Below are 13709 nucleotides of genomic sequence, written 5' to 3'. Positions count from 1 at the left end.
GAGTCAATTCTTGTCCAGCAGCGGCTTGCCTTGCTTGATCGCCTCGTCGCCGCCGACCTCCACCGCTTCCTGCAGCGATCCTTCGCGGCTCTGCAGCCGGTCGAGCGCGTCCTGATTCCGCTGCAGCTGGTCGAGCTGTCGCTGGGTCACGCGATTGCCGCTATCGTCCCAGCGGCTGATGTTGTTCGCGTTCGCCGTGTCGTTCCAGATCCGATTGAGCTCGATGTTGGTGATCGTCCGGTTGCGGTTCGGAACGACCGTTTCGACGGTCCGCCCGCCCAGATCGGAGAACGAGGTGCCGATGTCCTGCTCGGAGCGCAGCCGGTTCAAGCGGCCGCCGAACAGGCTTTGCAGCACGAAGCCTTTGAAGAAGCCGGACGCCGCGGCTGTCTCGGGATCCAGCTTTTCCTTGGGCTTCGCCAGCGCGACCATGACGTTCTCGAACGTCTGGGAAAAGGTCGCCGCCACCCGCTTGCCGAGCGGGCTGCGCGCCGCCGCGCCGAGAGCGTCGCCGACCCGGTCGAAGACAAGCGCGCCGACGAAGCTTTCGACGGCCATCAGGCCGACTTCGCCTACTGTCGGCAGCTTGCCTTCAAACGTCATCTTGATGCCCATGTTCATGACCATGTTGACGGCCGTGCTGAACTGGAACGTCTTCGACGTCAGCGTGCTTTTCAACGCCGCCACCGGATGCTTCGCCATGTTCAGGAAGCCGCTCTTGAGATTGCCCATGGCGGACTTGGCAAAGCTGGCCATGCGGGAGCCTGCCGTGCGCAGCGCGCTCTTGAGGCCGGCGGAGCGGACGAGCTGGATGCCTCCGCGCACCGCTCCGAACACGCCGGCGTGGCCGAGCGTCAGCACGGTTCCTGCCGCCAGCCCGCCGATGCCCATCGCCTTGACGAAGCTGAAGCTGTCTCCGGCGACGAGCGCGTAGATGCCGCCCGCGATCGCGCCGACGACGAGCGCCGCGATGATGACCGGCGCCGCGAACGTGATGCCGATGATCGCCGCCACCCCGACGACGACGCCGACGACGATCGCTGCGCCGAGCAAGCCTCCGCCGGCGCCTTTGGCAAACTGCACGGTATTGTCCCACAGCTTCTCATACCACGGCTTGCCGCCGTCGGTGTCGGCGCCGCCAGGATCGGAAGTGCCTGGATCGATGTCTCCGGGATCGGTGTCGCCGGAGCCAGTGTCGCCGGAGTCGGTGTCGCCAGAGTCGGTATCACCGGGCTCGGTGTCGCCGCCATCGGTGCTGCCGGGATCGGTCGTCCCATCCGGATCGGTCGTCCCATCCGGATCAGTCGTGCCGTCCGTGTCGGTCGTGCCGTCCCTGTCGGTCGTCCCGTCCGTGTCGGTATTCCCGCCATCGACGCGGCCCGGATCGGTCGTTCCGTCCGGATCTGCCCCGCCGGGATCCGTGACGCCGGGATCCGCCCCGCCCGGATCGGTCTGGCCGGGATCGGCGCTGCCGGGATCGACCTCGCCCGGATCCGCTGATCCCGGGTCCGTATCGTCGCTGTCGCCGGTCGCCCCCGGATCGGGCGGTCCCGGCGAGGCGGCATCGCCGGCGTCGTAGTCCGGCCTGCCGGTCGAGCCGTCCGGCACCGCGACCTCGATCGAGGAGGCCGGCTTCTCCGCGCCTTTGTCGGGTATCTCATAGGAGTCCAGCCCGGTGCCGATGCCGCTGTCCGCCTCCGCCAGAGCCGGCACGGCGGCATGCGCCGCGCCGCCCAGCAGCAGCATCAGCAGGATCAGGGCGCGCGTCCAGCTGCGGATTCGAATCGGTCTCACCTCCATGAACCTATTCGTTCGCTTTTTCCTTCATGACCGTCACTTGCGTGCTTATCGGCACCGCCCAGCCGGAGCCGAACAGCGAGCCTGTCACCATCGGCGACTCCAGCACGACGCGCACGGTCACATATTCACCGCTCTCGGAGCGGGAGATTTCACGGATGCCGTAGCTGCCCGCCGTGTTGCGGACCGCTTGTTCATAATGGGGGCCGGCGCCGTCCGCGACCATCGCGGCGCGAGCGCCTTCCATCGCGGCCTGCTTGGCCACGACGGCCGTCATGCCGACGAGCGCGAACTGCACGACGACGAGCACCATGAGCAGGAACAGCGGGACGATGCCGACGAACTCGATCGCCTGCGCCCCGCGCTCGTCGCGCAGCGAACGGAAAAGCGGGCGGACCGCTTGCCGTCCGCCCGAAGCGCCCTTAGATCTTGATCTTGTCGATGAAGCCTTCGATTTTCTCCTTGAGCTTCGAAGCAATGCCACCATCCCCAAACATTGAGAGTAACGCGATGATCAGCACGACGGCTACGGCCGCGATGCCGATGTACTCGATCGCCTGCGCTCCGCGCTGGTTGCTCAGATAGCTGCGCGCTTGCTGTGCTTTTGCGTACAGATGAATGCCAAGAGTCCGGATCATTGGGAAGTCACCTCCTCTCAAGTCGAATGCGGCCTGCGGAAGCGGGAATCCCGTCCGCTTACAGCCCGTTCAGCCCGTCCCAGCTGAAGCCGATGCCTTCCGGGTTGTAGATGAAGTTGAGCACCAGCATGCCGACGATGAACAGGATGACGCCGGGCAGGATGACAAACGTCGTGATCAGCGTCACCTTCGGCCCCGCCTTGGCGGCCCGCTCCTTGACGGCCGAGACGCGCACATCGCGCATGTCCTCGGCGAGCGTCTTGAACGTGCTCGAGATCGGCACGCCGAGCCGGCTGCCCTGGAGGAGCGACAGGATGAGCATCTCGAGCGGCTTGGACTGGTTGCGGTCCATGAGCCGCATGTAGGCCTGCTCGCGCGGCACGCCGATGTCCAGCTCCTGCTGGAAGCGGCTCAGCTCCTCGCGCAGCGGCCCCTCCATCGTGCGCACGATCTGCTTCATCGCCGGATCGAGCGGCACGCCCGCCTGCAGCGTCACGCTCATCGCGTCCATGAAGTCCGGCAGGTCGACGCCGATCTGCTCCTGCCGGCCTGTTGCGGCCGAGCGCAGCCAGAGCGACGGCCAGACGAGGCCGAGGCCGAACAGCAGCAGCACGAAGATCGAGCTGAAGCCGATGAGCGAGAGCATCGTGCCGACGAGCAGGCCCGCGAACAGGCAAAGGAAGCGGAAGCCGTAGAACGTGTCCAGCGTCAGCCCGTGCGGGTGCCCGGCCAGCGCCAGCCGCCGCTCCAGCAGCTCGTCGCTGGCGAACAGCTTGAACCTGCGCCCGAGCGGCGTCAGCCCCTCGGACCAGCGGAAGACGAGGGCGGCGATCCGGGCCGGCAGCCGGTCCTTCTTCTTCTTTTCCTTTTCGATGAGTCCAAGCCGCTGCATCAGCGAGATCCGCTTGATCCAGAACCAGCCGAACAGCGCCATCGACAGCGTCCACAGTCCGAGGGCCGCGTAGAGCAGCCTGACCGGCCATTCCATCTGCATCACGCCTTTATCCGGGATACTTTCTGGATCAGCACGAAGCCGATCGCCATCAGCACGACGACCGCCGCCAGCAGGATCAGGCCCGGCAGCGTGAAGATCGGGGTGATGAAGCCTTTGAACACCATGTTGAACACGAACACGAGAAAGACCGGCATGAGCGCCAGCGTCACCGCGATGTAGCGGGACTCCGCCGTCTGGTTGCTGATCTCGCGGTTCACCCGCTCGCGCTCCTCGAGCGTGCGCGCCAGATGGTCGAGCGCCGCGCCGAGGTTGCCGCCCGCCTGCCGCTGCACGAGGATCGTCTGCGTCATGAGCCGGATGTCCTTGCTCGTGAAGCGCTCATGCACCCGCTCCAGCACGTCGCCGACGCCGGTGCCCATCTGCAGCTCGCGCGACATCGTCTGGAACAGGAAGCCGGCCGGAGGCTTGATCTCGCGCGCGACCATATCGATGCCCTGCTGGATGCTCATGCCGGCGCGCACGCAGCTCGAGAGCATGCGGCAGATTTCCGGCAGCTGCCGGTTGATCTGCTCGCCGAACTTCTGCCGGCGGCTCTTGAGAATCTGCTTGGAGCCGAGGTTGACCGCCAGATAGGCGATGAGCAGGTTGTACGGAAAGCCGAGGCTGAGCAGGCTCGCGATCAGCAGGCTGATGACGGCCCATGCGCCGCTCAGCAGCGACAGCCACTGCAGCGGCGTCAGCTTGATATGCGCCGCCTGGAGGCGGTCCGCCCAGCCTCGCCCGTAGTCGGAGGCGTCGAGCCGCAGCGACAGCCGGCGGACGGCGCTGCGGCTCGCGCGCGCCTCCTCGGTATGCAGCGGCGTCAGCTTGCGGCTGAGCGCGTTCATGCCCCGCCGCGCCTGCACGAGCTCGATCATGCCGTACAGGCCGAGCGCGGCCGCGGCGAACACGGTCAGCAGGAACAGGCTATGCTCCGGCATGGCTCATCTCCCCCTCGCGGTCCGGCAAGTAGAAGTCGAGGCCGAGGTCGTAGCCGAGCGCGGCGATCTTGCCGTGGCACTCCGGCACGTAGCCCGTCGTCTCGAAATGGCCGATGCCGAGCCCGTTTTTGTCCGTCCCGGTCCGCCGGTAGCGGAACAGCTCCTTCAGCTTCAGCTGTCCGTCCTCGTCCGCCGCCTCCGCGATCGAGACGATCTTGCGCGTGCCGTCCGGCAGGCGCAGCGTCTGCACGACGAGCTGGATCGCCGCGCTGATGAACGGGCGGACGACATCCGCCGTCATCGAGGCGTTGGACATGAGGATCATCGCCTCGAGCCGGCTCATCGCATCCTTGGGCGAGTTGGCGTGGATCGTCGTGAGCGAGCCCTCATGGCCGGTGTTCATCGCCTGCAGCATGTCGAGCGCCTCGCCGCCGCGCACCTCGCCGACGATGATGCGGTCGGGGCGCATGCGCAGCGCGTTCTTGACGAGATGGCGGATCGTGATCTCGCCCGTCCCCTCCATGTTGGCGGGGCGAGCCTCGAGCGAGACGCAGTTTTTGCGGCCGAGCCGCAGCTCGGCCATGTCCTCGATCGTGATGACCCGCTCGCCGACCGGGATCGCCGCGGAGACGATGTTGAGCAGCGTCGTCTTGCCGCTGCCCGTGCCGCCCGAGATGAGCAGGTTCATCTTGCCGGCGACCGCCGCCTCGAGGAACCGCGCCATCTTTTCGGAGAGCGAGCCGAAGCCGAGCAGGTCCTTCATGCCGTACGGATCCTTCTTGAACTTGCGGATCGTCAGCACGGGGCCGTGCAAGGCGATCGGCGGGATCGCGGCGTTGACGCGGCTGCCGTCCTCGAGCCGTCCGTCGACGAGCGGCGAGCTCTCGTCCACCCGCCGTCCGATCGGGGCGACGATGCGGTCGATGATGTGCCGGATATGGTCCTGGTTCTTGAACTGGACGCTCGCCTGGCTGATCCGGCCCTTTTTCTCGATGTAGATCTCGCTCGGGCCGTTGACCATGATCTCCGTAATCTCGTCGTCCTGCAGCAGCGGCTCGAGCGGCCCGTAGCCGACGGAATCGTCGAGGATCATGTCGAGCAGGCGCGTCTTGTCCATCTGCGTGATGATGACCTTCTCCTGCTCCATCATCTCCGTGATCAGCTTCTCGATCGTCTTGCGCTTCTGGTAGGTCGGGAGCCGGATCAGCTGGTCGAGGTTCGTCTCCTTGAGCAGCCGCTCCTTGTAGTGGTTGAACAGTCCGTCCAGAAAGTCCTGCGGCTTCTCAGAAGCCGGCCTGTCGTCCAAGCTGCTGCTGAGCCGCTGGAAGATCGACATGGACCTCGCCTCCTTCTTCCTGGAGCAGCCGCTTCGCCAGCTCGGCGTATTCCTTGAGCGGGCCGCGCATCCGCTTGATCTTCATGCCGGGCTCGACATGCAGCGGCTTGCCGACATTCATCCGGGTCTGCAGGCCGCGCTTGACGTCCTCCGGGATGACCCCGATGACCGGCACCGACACCATCTTGGCGAGATCGTCCAGCGTCACGTCGGCCTTTTTGCTGTGGCGGTTGACGACGATCGACAGCTGCTCCGGATCGGTCAGATGGTAGCGGTCGATGATGTCCAGCGCATGCTTCATCCGCACAATCGACGGACGGTCGACGGCGAGCAGGTACAGCACGCGGTCGGCGTTGCCGAGCGCCGCGATCGACACCTCGTCGAGCGGCTTGGGCAGATCGAGCACGATGTAGTCGAAATGCTGGCGGCAAGCGCTGAACAGCAGCTCCATGTCGCTGCCGCCGAACGTCTCCGCCTCCTGCGGATGCGCCGGGGACAGCAGCACCTGGACGCCGGACGGGTCCAGCTTGTACAGGACATTGCTCAGCTGGCTGTACGTCAGCTCCTGCAGCACCGACTTGAGGTCGCCGAGATCCCGCTCGGCCTGGATGTCCAGGTAGTGCTGCAGGCCGCCGTACTGCATGTTGAGGTCGACGAGCAGCACGCGCGCGCCGGGCTTCATCGCCAGCATCTGGGACAAATGAAGCGCGGCGGTCGTCGTCCCGGAGCCGCCGGACGCGCTGTACAGGGCATAGATGCGGCCGCCGGACGCGCGGCTCGCGCGCCCCGCAGGTCCGCCCCGGTAGGCGCGGACGAGGCGCTGCGCCTTTTGCACCGACGCCTCCAGCTGGTCGAGCTCGTCGGGGATGCGCAGCACGTCGGCGATGCCGGCGCGGTACAGCTCGCGGATCTGGGCGAAGTCGCCGCTGCGGCTCAGATAGAGGATCGGCGCCGATTCGTTGACCTTCTTGAGCTGCTGCACGACCGCCGTCAGGTCGATCGCCTCCAGCGGCTCCGCCAGCAGGACGACGCGCGGCTCCGCCGGGCTCAGCTCCATGTAGGCCTCGCGCGGCTTGGCGATCTGCTCGCCGATCGTGAAGTTGAGGAACGTCACGTTCTGCCGCAGCTGCTGCATGAGCCGGCTGTCGTCGGTAATGAGGGCGAGCTTGGCGTTGTCGCTCATGTCATTGTCCTCCCTTCGCCGGCGAAGCGGACGGAGACGGCTTCACGGACGGGCTTGGCTTGGCGGCGGAGTCCGGGGCAGCCTGCGTCTTGGCGGCCGAGCCGGAGCCCGGCGCGGCGCCGGCCGTGCCGGAATCCGGCGCGGTCCCGGCAGCGCCGGAGCTGGATGCGGCGCCGGATGCGGCGCCCGCTGCCGGCGAGGCCGACGGGACCGGAGACGCGGGCGGCGAAGCGCTCGGCGCGGCTGCGTCCGGCAGGGACCCTTTTTCCTGCGCGGCCTTGGCGTTCCCGGTCTTGAGCAGCCGCACCTCCTTGCCGTAGTTGAGCGCCCACACGACGCTCTTGGCATCCGCGAGCTTGACCATGACGCCGACGGCCGTAATCTCGTCGCCGGTCTTGTGCACGCTGCTGACGGTAACGCCCTTGAGCAGCACCTGCGTCGTGCGCCGGTCGGCTCCGGCCGTCTGGCCGCCCTCGCCGTCCTGCTCGTAGGAGATGAGCAGGTCGACCTGATCGTAAGCGTCGATCTGATCGTCGAACACCGCCAGCGGGGCGCGCAGCAGCACTTGGCGGAAGTCGCCCGAGACGAGGCTGTTGTCGCGCAGCATCGCCTGCGTGATGACGGCTCCTTTGACGATCGGAACCATCGAGACGCGGCCGATCAGATCGGCGGGCGATTCGATCAGGCTGTCGAGCATGTATTTCCGAGGCAGCTCCTGCTCCTCGAGCAAGGTCTCGTCGATCACCCTGCCGGCCGGAATGTCGCTGCCCGCCACCTGCACGGTGACCAGCTCGCCGAGACTGTCTTTCGTTTCCTGCATGTAGCTGGAGAAGAGAATGACGGCCGCCGCTCCGAAGGCTAGCGAGAGCAGCAGCAGCAGCAGCGCGCGCCGCTTGGATTCGAACATCGTCTGAACACCTCTTGGTCGATGATGTAGGGGCAATGCGGTGAATCGTCGGAGCCCAGATCCGGGCGGATGGGAGCCATGCCGCGCTGGGCGGACGTTCGGAATCGGATGCGGGCGGCATCCGGATGCGGCAGGCAGCCGGGCTCAGCCCGCCCACGCCGCCAGCATCACGGCGCCGGCGCCGACGGCGAAAAACGGCGCCATCGGCAGCTCTGCCGCGCTGACGCGGCGGGGCATGAGCCTGCGCAGAAGCAGCAGCGGCCAAGCCAGCAGCCCTGCCGCGAGAAATCCCGCCGTCATGGCGGCCAAGCCGCCCAAGGCTCCGAGCGCCGCGCCGATGGCGGCCAGCAGCTTGATGTCTCCCCCTCCGAACAAGCCTCGGGAGAGGAAGGCGACGAGCAGCCCGGCGGCCAGCAGCCCCGCCGCTCCGCCGAGCGCGGCGAGAATGCCTGCTCCCGCCGGATGGACCGCATGGAGCGCGACGAAGTACAGCAGCGCCGGGATCGTGGCATGATCGTAGATTTTCCGTACGGCGAGGTCGGTCGCGACGCTGTATGCCAGCAGCAGTCCCAAAGGCACATATAGCCAGCCGCTCAAAATCGGATCCCTTCCTTCTAATGCCACCCATTGTGTCAAAAAAAGTTTTGCCAAGTAAATAAGGCTTTTGGCGCGGACGGTTTTTCAATTAACTTTCTTTTTGTAACTCTAGTGCCAAAACGATCGGGAATTTCTTCTTTTTTCCTGTTCTCGTGTATATAAACCGTTTTTTTTCGTTTGAAAACAGTTCTTTCGGCTTAGTAACTTTTGCTCAGAAGAATGGTATCAATATATCGTTATTTCCCAAGCCTCCCAACGGGAATGCGACTTCCGTCGGACAATGCCTGCAGCAAAAAAGCCGCCTCGCCGGTCATCGTGACCGGCGAAGCGGCTTTGCAGGTTCGTGCTTCGAGACGGCGGCGCAGGCGCCGCTCAAGCGCCGCTCGGCAAGGCTCAGCTTAGGCTGCCGAGCGCCTCGCGCGAGAACGGCTGCAGCTCCGACACGCGGCCGTCGCGGATCTTCTCCGCCCAGGCCGGATCGGTCAGCAGCGCGCGGCCGACGCCGACGAGATCGAATTCTTCGTTGTCCAGCCGCTTGATCAGCTCCTCGATACGCGGCTCCTCGCCGCCCTTGCCATCGGGGGACACGCTCGCAAACGCGGCATCCAGGCCGACCGAGCCGACCGTAATGACCGGCTTGCCGGTGATGCGGCGCGTCCAGCCGGCCAGGTTGAGCGCAGAGCCCTCGAACTCCGGCTCCCAGAAGCGGCGCGTCGAGGCGTGGAACACATCGACTCCGGCGGCGCTCAGCGGGGCGAGGAAGCGCTCCAGCTCCTCCGGCGTCGACGCGAGCTTGTTGCCGTAGTCCACATATTTGAACTGCGAGAAGCGGAACACGATCGGGAAGTCCGGTCCGACCGCCTCGCGCACGGCCTCGATCACCTCGACGGCAAAGCGGGCGCGCCCCGCGAGATCGCCGCCATATTCGTCGTCGCGCTGGTTCGTACGCTCCCAGAAGAATTGGTCGATCAGGTAGCCGTGCGCGCCGTGGATCTCGACGCCGTCGAAGCCGATGCGCTTCGCCTCGGCGGCCGCATCCGCGTAAGCCTTCACGAGGCCGCGGATTTCCTCCACGGTCAGCGGCTCGGATACCTTTTCGCCGGTCAGCGACAGTCCCGACGGGCCGATCGGCAGCGCGTCCGACTCGGGGAAGGCCGATGCCTCGCGGACGGTGCCGACATGCCAAATCTGAGGAATGATCTTGCCTCCGGCCTCATGCACCTCGCGCACGACATTCGCCCAGCCCTCCAGCGCGTCGGCGCCGTAGAAATGCGGCACGTCCCGGTCCGATGCGGCCGCCGGATGGTCGATGATCGTGCCTTCCGTAATGATGAGCCCTACGCCGTGCTCGGCGCGGCGGCGGTAATAAGCGGCGACGTCGGCGCCAGGCACGCCGCCGGGCGAAAAGCTGCGCGTCATCGGCGCCATCACGACGCGGTTGTCGAGCTTCAGCTTGCCGCCCTCGAACGGACGGAACAGCGGCGCGGCATGGGTAGCGGTAGACATGATCAAAGGCCTCCTCGACGATCCTGAATTTGTATATCTATATTTATAAATATATAGATTCATTCTCCTGAAAGCAACCTTTACTTTTCGGCTGCCTTCAGCTCTGCTTAATTAAACGCCGAGCTTTAGCTGGCATATAGCTGCCTTATATTTTCCTAGTTGTAAGCAGGGTCGCCTTTAATTCAGACACTTGCGTTGATTCAGTGGAACCACGAATTCAACCCGCCTGCCCCTTATGAGCTACAAGTCACCGATTCAACCTTGATGTATTAGCTTATGGCCACCTAAGCCTACTCGTAGTTGATGACATTGATCCAACTCTGGCTAAGCTAAACGACGTAATCTTCCAGCATCGTGGATGATTCGCCACATGAATGTTAGGAAATTACTACCAGCATCTATGAGCACAATAAATCTGTACGGATGCAAAAGAACCCGTCTCGCTCCCAGGTTGGCTGGAAAAAGCGGGTTCATTTCATGCCTATTCAGGTGTTCTAGTGCTTATACTCCAGATGCTTCACTGAGCAGATTGCCGACAACACAATTGGGGCCTGTCTATTTAGACCGAGCGTGGAGCAGATGTCGCGTAGCCGTGGGGTACAAGCACAATCCACGATCAAGCGCAACCCTTTCCTTCCAAAGCAGCTCGCTTCAGCCATATTAAAAAAGCCTCCGGTCTCACACACTACATCGCTTTAAACGGGTTCATTTCTTTTCGTTTTTGAGTCTTTTAAATATGTTTATAGCTAAGAAAAAAATGCTGATACAGAGCAAATAAATTCTATCATATTTAAGAATAACTGTGGTATAGGTATCATAACCATCTCTATAAAAAGAATATGTGTTGTAAAAAAACTCATATTCAATATGGTGAGAACGGTCAGAAGCTTTCATAACTGTTGTGCTGCTACTAAGATCGACCATCCAACATGCTAAAAAGTAAACAAGTATTAGTCCAAATGTTAAACCTAGTTTTTTATTCATTAGTCCAAACTAGCACCCCATCTTTTTTGTATTTCATTAATCCATTATTCATTTTTGTTTTGGTCAAAGAGATAAGTGCACTCTCCGTTTTTTCACCGGTATGATCTTGATAGATAATTATACCCATTGCATTATTCCATACATCCATTTTACCCGCAATTTCTGTACCTGGATTATGGTCTTCATGAATATCACCTGCTTGTTTTGCTTGACTCTGCCCAATTTCTTTTGTCATTAATACATGCCAGTAAGAATGTCTAAAAGCATCTTGTTTACCATCTTCTGCTCCAGTATAACCAGAATTCCGGGCAGCTGATATTGCTTTGGTTGCACAACTTGCGGCTGTTGCTGCATCGATTGGACCAATCGCCCAACTTAAAGCGGCATATTCTGCTGCATTAGAAAGAATTCCCCCATTATATGAAGCGTAAGGTTGAATTGTCCCTGGTAATTCTAATTTGTCCAATTCAGCCATTCTGGCCCATGCTTGTTCGTCGGTGATAAGCAATCCTAGTTCCACTTCTTTTGTAATTTGGTTATAAACTCCCATACTATAAACAGGATAATCAGGTTTGTTTACCCAGGATCCGATGGTATAGTTATTGCTTACCTTTCCAACATATCCTCCCGCCCAACCATTAGAATTACTGCTTGTTGTAGCTGCAAAGGCAATTTCAGCCTTCTCCACACCAATATCAGACAACTGCAGTTCGGGAGCCGCATTAGCGATCGTTGCTACTGCCGACAAGACTGTCGATGCTGCGACCAAAGAGAAAAATACTTTCTTGATAATTAAAACCTCCTAAATATATTTACTTTTAACAACTATTCTAAGTTAACATATTTTATATATATTGGAAATAGTTCATACGTACCATTTCTCGCATTTATAACGCCTACGATTTGGATCAGGCACGCCCGGCCTGCGCGTCGCTGCGGATGTGCATCGGGACAATGACGGCCAGCGCGGAAAAAAGCTGGAAATCTAGAACGTCACTATAATATATATAAGTAAATTATTCACAAATAATTCTATTGCCAGCGTACGTAGACAACAATAATCCTCTATGGCCTGCTGCATAGCAAAAAATCCGCCTCATCGTTTTCGCCGATGAGGCGGATTTCTTTATCTACCTTAAAGCCTCGCGCCTCAGCTCAGGCTGCCGAGCGCCTCGCGCGAGAACGGCTGCAGCTCCGACACGCGGCCGTCGCGGATCTTCTCCGCCCAGGCCGGATCGGTCAGCAGCGCGCGGCCGACGCCGACGAGGTCGAATTCTTCCTTTTCCAGCCGCTCGATCAGCTCCTCGATGCCAGCCGTCTCGCCGCCCTTGCCCTCCGTGAACACGCTCGTGAACGTCGAATCCAGGCCGACCGAGCCGACCGTAATGACCGGCTTGCCGGTAATGCGGCGCGTCCAGCCGGCCAGGTTGAGCTCAGAGCCCTCGAACTCCGGCTCCCAGAAGCGGCGCGTCGAGGCGTGGAACACATCGACTCCGGCGGCGCTCAGCGGGGCGAGGAAGCGCTCCAGCTCCTCCGGCGTCGGCGCGAGCTTGGCGTCGTAGTCCACCGGCTTCCACTGCGAGAAGCGGAATACGATCGGGAAGTCCGGTCCGACCGCCTCGCGCACGGCCTCGATCACCTCGACGGCAAAGCGGGCACGCCCCTCGAGATCGCCGCCGTACTCGTCGTCGCGCTTGTTCGTGCGCTCCCAGAAAAACTGGTCGATCAGGTAGCCGTGCGCGCCGTGGATCTCGACGCCGTCGAAGCCGATGCGCTTCGCCTCGGCGGCCGCGTCCGCGTAAGCCTTCACGAGGCCGCGGATTTCCTCCACGGTCAGCGGCTCGGATACCTTTTCACCGGTCAGCGACAGCCCCGACGGGCCGATCGGCAGCGCGTCCGACTCCGGGAAAGTCGAGGCTTGGCGAGCGGTGCCGACATGCCAGATCTGGGGAATGATCTTGCCTCCGGCCTCATGCACCTCGCGCACGACGCGAGCCCAGCCCTCCAGCGCCTCCGCGCCGTAGAAATGCGGCACGTTCCGGTCCGCTGCAGCCGCCGGATGGTCGATGACCGTGCCTTCGGTAATAATCAGCCCTACGCCGTGCTCGGCGCGGCGGCGGTAATAAGCGGCGACGTCGGCGCCAGGCACGCCGCCGGGCGAAAAGCCGCGCGTCATCGGCGCCATCACGACGCGGTTGTCGAGCTTCAGCTTGCCGCCCTCGAACGGACGGAACAGCGGCGCGGCATGGGTAGCGGTAGACATGGTCAAAAATTCCTCCTCGACATCCTGTTTTGTAATTCTATATTCATGAATATATAGATCAATGGACGCAAGAGCAACCCTTATTCTTTGGTTGCCTGCAGCTCCGCGGCTAGATCGGCGAGGAACGCCTTGATCGCCGCTTCGTTGCGCCGGTAATAGGTCCACTGTCCGAAGCGGCGCGACTCCAGCAGGCCGGCCTTTTGCATCGAGGCGAGATACGAAGAGATGACCGACTGCGTCAATCCGGACTTGTCCTGGATGCTGCCGACGCAGACGCCGCCCGGGAACTCGGAGCGCACCTGCTCCGGGGACAGAGGGAACTGGCCGTCTACATCTCGCAGCCAGCACAGGATGTTCAGCCTCGTCTCGTTGGAGATCGCCTTGAGGATGCCTAGTCTTTCGTCGTTCGACATCGGTACCGTGCTCATGCCTATGCCTCCGTTTCTTAGGTCTGGTCTTCCCAGTATAGCAAAAGTCCTGTCGATGAGAAAAATGAAACCGAGATTATAATTCCTTCAGACTCGTCTGCCGGAGCATTCCGTCATGCTAAGATCGAGCAGGCG

Annotated in this window: 13 protein-coding genes; all 13 read right to left on the bottom strand. The window is 61.9% G+C overall.

From position 1 onward, the window contains the following. Nucleotides 1-3: 3 nt before the first annotated feature. The 13 genes from B8V81_RS13540 to B8V81_RS13485 all read right to left on the bottom strand — a co-directional run bounded on the left by B8V81_RS13540 (nt 4) and on the right by B8V81_RS13485 (nt 13574). Nucleotides 4-1794 carry a hypothetical protein gene (locus tag B8V81_RS13540; RefSeq protein WP_146000496.1) on the bottom strand — a complete coding sequence of 597 codons (1791 nt, stop codon included), beginning with the start codon at nt 1792-1794 and terminating at the stop codon, nt 4-6. 10 nt (nt 1795-1804) lie between these two features. After that, nucleotides 1805-2275: a TadE/TadG family type IV pilus assembly protein gene (locus B8V81_RS13535; protein ID WP_164820199.1), complete on the bottom strand. Its 471-nt coding sequence runs from the start codon at nt 2273-2275 to the stop codon at nt 1805-1807. Next, nucleotides 2220-2435: a Flp family type IVb pilin gene (locus B8V81_RS13530; RefSeq protein WP_043111752.1), complete on the bottom strand. Its 216-nt coding sequence runs from the start codon at nt 2433-2435 to the stop codon at nt 2220-2222. The genes B8V81_RS13535 and B8V81_RS13530 overlap by 56 nt, the downstream gene beginning before the upstream one ends. Nucleotides 2436-2493: 58 nt before the next feature. Further along, nucleotides 2494-3429, bottom strand: a complete 936-nt coding sequence (locus B8V81_RS13525; protein ID WP_028600223.1) for a type II secretion system F family protein — start codon at nt 3427-3429, stop codon at nt 2494-2496. Then, complete coding sequence (locus B8V81_RS13520; RefSeq protein WP_028600222.1) at nt 3429-4370, bottom strand: type II secretion system F family protein; 942 nt, start codon at nt 4368-4370, stop codon at nt 3429-3431. Before B8V81_RS13520 ends, B8V81_RS13525 begins: the two co-directional genes overlap by 1 nt. After that, nucleotides 4357-5706: a TadA family conjugal transfer-associated ATPase gene (locus B8V81_RS13515; RefSeq protein ID WP_043111750.1), complete on the bottom strand. Its 1350-nt coding sequence runs from the start codon at nt 5704-5706 to the stop codon at nt 4357-4359. Before B8V81_RS13515 ends, B8V81_RS13520 begins: the two co-directional genes overlap by 14 nt. After that, a complete protein-coding gene (locus B8V81_RS13510; protein WP_028600221.1) occupies nt 5654-6889 on the bottom strand; it encodes a CpaE/TadZ family protein in 1236 nt (411 codons plus the stop codon). Before B8V81_RS13510 ends, B8V81_RS13515 begins: the two co-directional genes overlap by 53 nt. A 1-nt stretch (nt 6890) precedes the next feature. Beyond that, nucleotides 6891-7796, bottom strand: coding sequence for an SAF domain-containing protein (locus B8V81_RS13505; protein ID WP_028600220.1), 906 nt, complete (start codon nt 7794-7796; stop codon nt 6891-6893). Between the two features lie 144 nt (nt 7797-7940). Next, the gene (locus tag B8V81_RS13500; protein WP_052333532.1) at nt 7941-8393 is read right to left on the bottom strand and encodes a prepilin peptidase; all 453 of its coding nucleotides are present in this window, start codon (nt 8391-8393) and stop codon (nt 7941-7943) included. Between the two features lie 393 nt (nt 8394-8786). After that, nucleotides 8787-9899, bottom strand: a complete 1113-nt coding sequence (locus B8V81_RS13495) for an NADH:flavin oxidoreductase (protein WP_101808539.1) — start codon at nt 9897-9899, stop codon at nt 8787-8789. A 976-nt stretch (nt 9900-10875) separates the two neighbouring features. Next, entirely contained in the window at nt 10876-11652 is a 777-nt protein-coding gene (locus B8V81_RS24855; RefSeq protein ID WP_146000495.1) for a DUF6973 domain-containing protein, read from the bottom strand. A gap of 381 nt (nt 11653-12033) precedes the next feature. Further along, a complete protein-coding gene (locus B8V81_RS13490) occupies nt 12034-13146 on the bottom strand; it encodes an NADH:flavin oxidoreductase (RefSeq protein WP_101808538.1) in 1113 nt (370 codons plus the stop codon). An 80-nt stretch (nt 13147-13226) separates the two neighbouring features. After that, nucleotides 13227-13574: an ArsR/SmtB family transcription factor gene (locus tag B8V81_RS13485; RefSeq protein ID WP_228551258.1), complete on the bottom strand. Its 348-nt coding sequence runs from the start codon at nt 13572-13574 to the stop codon at nt 13227-13229. Nucleotides 13575-13709: the final 135 nt, after the last annotated feature.

This window comes from Paenibacillus pasadenensis (assembly GCF_002864175.1).
GTDB lineage: Bacteria > Bacillota > Bacilli > Paenibacillales > Paenibacillaceae > Paenibacillus_O > Paenibacillus_O pasadenensis.
This window is presented reverse-complemented; position numbering and strand designations above follow the sequence as displayed.

What these genes read in the sequence shown, in the direction of transcription:
- B8V81_RS13515 (WP_043111750.1), bottom strand. Translation starts at nt 5,706, where the DNA reads ATGTCGATCTTCCAGCGGCTCAGCAGCAGCTTGGACGACAGGCCGGCT.
- B8V81_RS13510 (WP_028600221.1), bottom strand. Translation starts at nt 6,889, where the DNA reads ATGAGCGACAACGCCAAGCTCGCCCTCATTACCGACGACAGCCGGCTC.
- B8V81_RS13485 (WP_228551258.1), bottom strand. Translation starts at nt 13,574, where the DNA reads ATGAGCACGGTACCGATGTCGAACGACGAAAGACTAGGCATCCTCAAG.
- B8V81_RS13505 (WP_028600220.1), bottom strand. Translation starts at nt 7,796, where the DNA reads ATGTTCGAATCCAAGCGGCGCGCGCTGCTGCTGCTGCTGCTCTCGCTA.
- B8V81_RS13525 (WP_028600223.1), bottom strand. Translation starts at nt 3,429, where the DNA reads ATGCAGATGGAATGGCCGGTCAGGCTGCTCTACGCGGCCCTCGGACTG.
- B8V81_RS13520 (WP_028600222.1), bottom strand. Translation starts at nt 4,370, where the DNA reads ATGCCGGAGCATAGCCTGTTCCTGCTGACCGTGTTCGCCGCGGCCGCG.
- B8V81_RS13530 (WP_043111752.1), bottom strand. Translation starts at nt 2,435, where the DNA reads ATGATCCGGACTCTTGGCATTCATCTGTACGCAAAAGCACAGCAAGCG.
- B8V81_RS13495 (WP_101808539.1), bottom strand. Translation starts at nt 9,899, where the DNA reads ATGTCTACCGCTACCCATGCCGCGCCGCTGTTCCGTCCGTTCGAGGGC.
- B8V81_RS13490 (WP_101808538.1), bottom strand. Translation starts at nt 13,146, where the DNA reads ATGTCTACCGCTACCCATGCCGCGCCGCTGTTCCGTCCGTTCGAGGGC.